The organism is Pseudomonas sp. 05N434 (assembly GCF_056396965.1).
In genome coordinates this window covers 1-3,788 of record NZ_JBFTMK010000494.1, presented here as the reverse complement: position 1 = coordinate 3,788, position 3,788 = coordinate 1, and the positions used below count along the sequence as shown (strand labels likewise).

The 3,788-nt window shown below is 60.9% G+C and carries 5 protein-coding genes; 3 read left to right on the top strand and 2 right to left on the bottom strand.

Annotated elements, in window-relative coordinates:
- A partial coding sequence (locus AC1DLB_RS24315; RefSeq protein WP_477785777.1) for a tRNA-uridine aminocarboxypropyltransferase occupies positions 1 to 462 on the bottom strand: 462 nt, incomplete at its 3' end.
- A 4-nt stretch (positions 463 to 466) separates the two neighbouring features.
- Positions 467 to 1,360: a LysR family transcriptional regulator gene (locus AC1DLB_RS24310; protein WP_007938472.1), complete on the bottom strand. Its 894-nt coding sequence runs from the start codon at positions 1,358 to 1,360 to the stop codon at positions 467 to 469.
- A gap of 358 nt (positions 1,361 to 1,718) precedes the next feature.
- On the opposite strand from AC1DLB_RS24310, the gene speB reads away from it, so the two are divergent.
- The 3 genes from speB to AC1DLB_RS24295 all read left to right on the top strand — a co-directional run.
- Positions 1,719 to 2,669: an agmatinase gene (gene speB / locus AC1DLB_RS24305; RefSeq protein ID WP_019648049.1), complete on the top strand. Its 951-nt coding sequence runs from the start codon at positions 1,719 to 1,721 to the stop codon at positions 2,667 to 2,669.
- Between the two features lie 9 nt (positions 2,670 to 2,678).
- A complete protein-coding gene (locus AC1DLB_RS24300) occupies positions 2,679 to 3,101 on the top strand; it encodes a YybH family protein (protein WP_018929906.1) in 423 nt (140 codons plus the stop codon).
- A gap of 54 nt (positions 3,102 to 3,155) precedes the next feature.
- On the top strand, positions 3,156 to 3,788 hold a 633-nt coding region (locus AC1DLB_RS24295; RefSeq protein ID WP_477785776.1), incomplete at its 3' end, for a cytosine permease.

Below are 3,788 nucleotides of genomic sequence, written 5' to 3'. Positions count from 1 at the left end.
CGCCTCCACCGTCGACAACGCCCCAGGCCCAGGTGCCTTGCGCAAGCGATAACGGGACACCCCGCCCTCGGCCAATGTCACTCTCGGCAACGCCGCCAGCAATGGATTGAGGTGCAGCATCTTGCGCGCCTTGCGCCAGGTACCGTCCGGAACCACCAGCAGCAGCGGCTTATCACTCGCGGTGTACGCCTGCATCGGCTGCGCATCTTCACCGGGAAACAACAGCCGCGCCTGATAGCCCGGTTGATTCAACAACGCCGGCAAATCCTCGAACACCTCGCCCACGATCAACTCGGCATTCTTGAGTCCCAACGCAGCCAATCGTGCGGTATTCAATGCATGGTTCACTTCACTCGGATGCTGCAACAGCAACACCCGCGTGCGGCTATCCAGGCTTGGGATCAGTGGGCACAGACAATGGGTTTGCGGACGCAGGCAGCGCGGGCACTGGATTCTGGACATTTTCTTAAGCCTGATTGAGCTGTGCTTTGAGCAAATCACGGAAGGTCTGGATCAGCGGCTCGCGGCTACGGCCACGGCGCACGATCATCGAGAATGGCGCCTGATAACCGAACGTCGCCGGCAGCAGCACGCGCAAATCCCCCTTGTCGGCCCAGGCCTGGGCGTAGTGCTCCGGCAGGTAACCGATGTAGGCGCCGGACAGCACCAGAATCAATTGGGCCTCCATACTTTCCACGGTCGCCGCGCTGTGCTTGAAACCATGACGCGCCAGTTCGGCCTGGCTCCAATAGCCGCGACCGACCATGCGTTGCTGGGTGATGACCTGTTCGGGGATGCGCCGCTCGTTGAACAGCGGATGACGGCTGCTGCAATACAGCCAGTGTTGCTCGCGGTAGAGCGGCATGTAGACCAGACCGCTCATGCGCGTGGAAAAGGCACCGATGGCCAGGTCGAGGCGGTTGTCCTGCACGCCGAGTTGCAGTTCGTATGGGCTCATGACCGAGAGATGCAAGTGCACCGCCGGGTGTTCCTGGCTGTAGGCGCCGATGGCTTCGGCGAATGGCAAGGCCTTGTCGCTGACGGTGGAATCGATCACCCCCAGGTTCAACGTGCCGCGCAATTCGCCTTTGAGGGCGGCGGCGTATTGTTCGAAACCTTCGAGTTCGGCCAACAGACGCAGGGTTTCCTGATGGAACAGCTCGCCCTTGCTGGTCAGGCTGAAACCGCCGCGACCACGATGGCACAGCACCAGGCCGAGGGCCGCTTCGAGCTGGCTCATATAGGTGCTGATGGCCGACGTCGAGAGATTGAGCTCGTGCTGGGCGTTGGCGAACCCCTGATGGCGGACCACGCTGACGAAGATGCGCAATAGTTTCAGGTCGGGTAAAGCGTTGGCCATGGGGGGGGCTCCATTGCAAGGTAGTGCATGTTGCTTTTGTGGCGAGGGAGCTTGCTCCCGCTCGGCTGCGAAGCAGTCGTAAACCCGACTCATGCGGTCTGCCCGATGCAACCGGGCTTAATGGTTTTGGGGCCGCTTCGCAGCCCAGCGGGAGCAAGCTCCCTCGCCACAAGGGTTCGGTGCATGGTGGGGAGTCTATCTTCCCGCCCGCCATTAGTTTAGAAAAATCTGAACTAAGTATTTGCCCGTAGCGATTCTTCCCGGCCACTGCATTTCGCAGAATCGGCCCACAGCGGTGCCCGTCTCTCCCCGAGCGGCTTACCTGCATAAATAAAACAACGACGATGAGGCCTTACCCGTGGACAAGATTCTTCACCAACCACTGGGCGGCAATGAAATGCCGCGCTTCGGCGGCATCGCCACCATGCTGCGACTCCCCCACTTGCCATCCGCTGCCGGCCTAGACGCTGCCTTTATCGGCATCCCGCTGGACATCGGCACATCCCTGCGCCCCGGCACCCGCTTCGGGCCGCGTGAAATCCGCGCTGAATCGGTGATGATCCGTCCGTACAACATGGCCACCGGCGCTGCGCCGTTCGACTCGCTGTCGGTTGCCGATATCGGTGACGTGGCGATCAACACCTTCAACCTGCTGGACGCCGTGCGGATCATCGAAGAGGCCTACGACAATATCCTCGAACACGATGTGATCCCCCTGACGCTGGGCGGCGACCACACCATCACCCTGCCGATCCTGCGTGCCATCCATAAAAAGCACGGCAAGGTCGGCCTGGTGCACATCGACGCTCACGCGGATGTGAACGATCACATGTTCGGCGAGAAAATCGCCCACGGCACCACCTTCCGTCGCGCGGTAGAAGAAGGTCTTCTGGATTGCGACCGCGTAGTGCAAATTGGCCTGCGGGCTCAGGGCTACACCGCTGATGACTTCAACTGGAGCCGCAATCAAGGCTTCCGTGTGGTTCAGGCTGAAGAATGCTGGCACAAATCCCTGGCGCCGCTGATGGCCGAAGTTCGCGCGAAAGTCGGCGACGGTCCGGTGTACCTGAGTTTCGATATCGACGGCATCGATCCGGCCTGGGCACCTGGCACCGGCACCCCGGAAATCGGCGGTCTGACGACCATTCAGGCGATTGAAATCGTGCGCGGTTGCCAAGGCCTCGACCTGGTTGGCTGCGATTTGGTAGAAGTCTCGCCAGCGTACGACACCACCGGCAACACCTCGCTGCTGGGCGCCAACCTTTTGTACGAAATGCTCTGCGTACTGCCAGGCGTGGTCCATCGCTGAGGATCGGTCATGAACGAACGTGATCAGGTACTCAATGCCGCCGCCGAACTGGTGTCGGCCTTTGCCCGAAACGATCGCGAAGCCTACTTCGGCGCATTCAGCATCGACGCCAGCTTCGTGTTCTACACCCTCGAGCAGCCCCTGCTGTCGCGCGATGCCTACCAGGCGTTGTGGGACAGCTGGCGTGCCGAGGACGGCTTCGAGGTGCTGTCGTGCACCTCGAGCAACGCCTTCGTCAGCCTGCAGGGTGACGTGGCGATTTTCATCCATGACGTGGCCACCGAGCTGCGCATGCAAGGGGAGCAACACTTCAGCCAGGAACGCGAGACGATTGTTTTCAAGAAACAGGCGTCTGGCCAAGAACAACAAGGCCTTTGGCTGGCCTGCCATGAACATTTGTCCGCAATGCCGGAAGGGCTGCCACCCCCTTAGCCAAACAGGTGACGCTCACGCACGATGAGCGCGCCTTTATGATCGGAGCAGATCATGAATAACAACAACAAAGACCAAAGCCTTACGCAAATTGAAACCTACGGGGTCGAGCAGATCCCGGACAACGAACGCACCGCAGGCCCGACGGACTTGTTCCGGATGATCTTCGGCGGTTCCAACACCTTCGCCACCGCCGTGCTCGGCAGTTTCCCGGTACTGTTCGGCCTGTCTTTTCAGGCGGGCGTCTGGGCGATTGTGCTGGGCGTGTTGCTGGGCTCGCTGATCCTCGCGCCGATGGGCCTGTTCGGTCCACTCAATGGCACCAACAACGCCGTGTCGTCCGGTGCGCACTTCGGCGTGCACGGGCGGATCGTCGGTTCGTTCCTGTCGCTGTTGACCGCTATCGCCTTCTTCTCGCTCTCGGTATGGAGTTCGGGTGATGCGTTGATCGGTGGTGCGAAACGCCTGATCGGCCTGCCGGAAACCGACCTGACCCTGGGCCTGGCCTACGGTCTGTTCGCGATCCTGGTGCTGACAGTGTGCATCTACGGCTTCCGCTTCCTGCTGTGGGTCAACAAGATCGCCGTGTGGAGCGCCAGCCTGCTGTTTCTGCTGGGCGTCTTCGCCTTCGCCGGTCCTTTCGATGTGAACTACGCCGGCAGCGTCAGCCTCGGTCAACCGGGTGAC

Bases quoted from the DNA above. Each gene is read 5' to 3' on its own strand.
- AC1DLB_RS24310 (WP_007938472.1), bottom strand. From the start codon at position 1,360: ATGGCCAACGCTTTACCCGACCTGAAACTATTGCGCATCTTCGTCAGC.
- AC1DLB_RS24300 (WP_018929906.1), top strand. From the start codon at position 2,679: ATGAACGAACGTGATCAGGTACTCAATGCCGCCGCCGAACTGGTGTCG.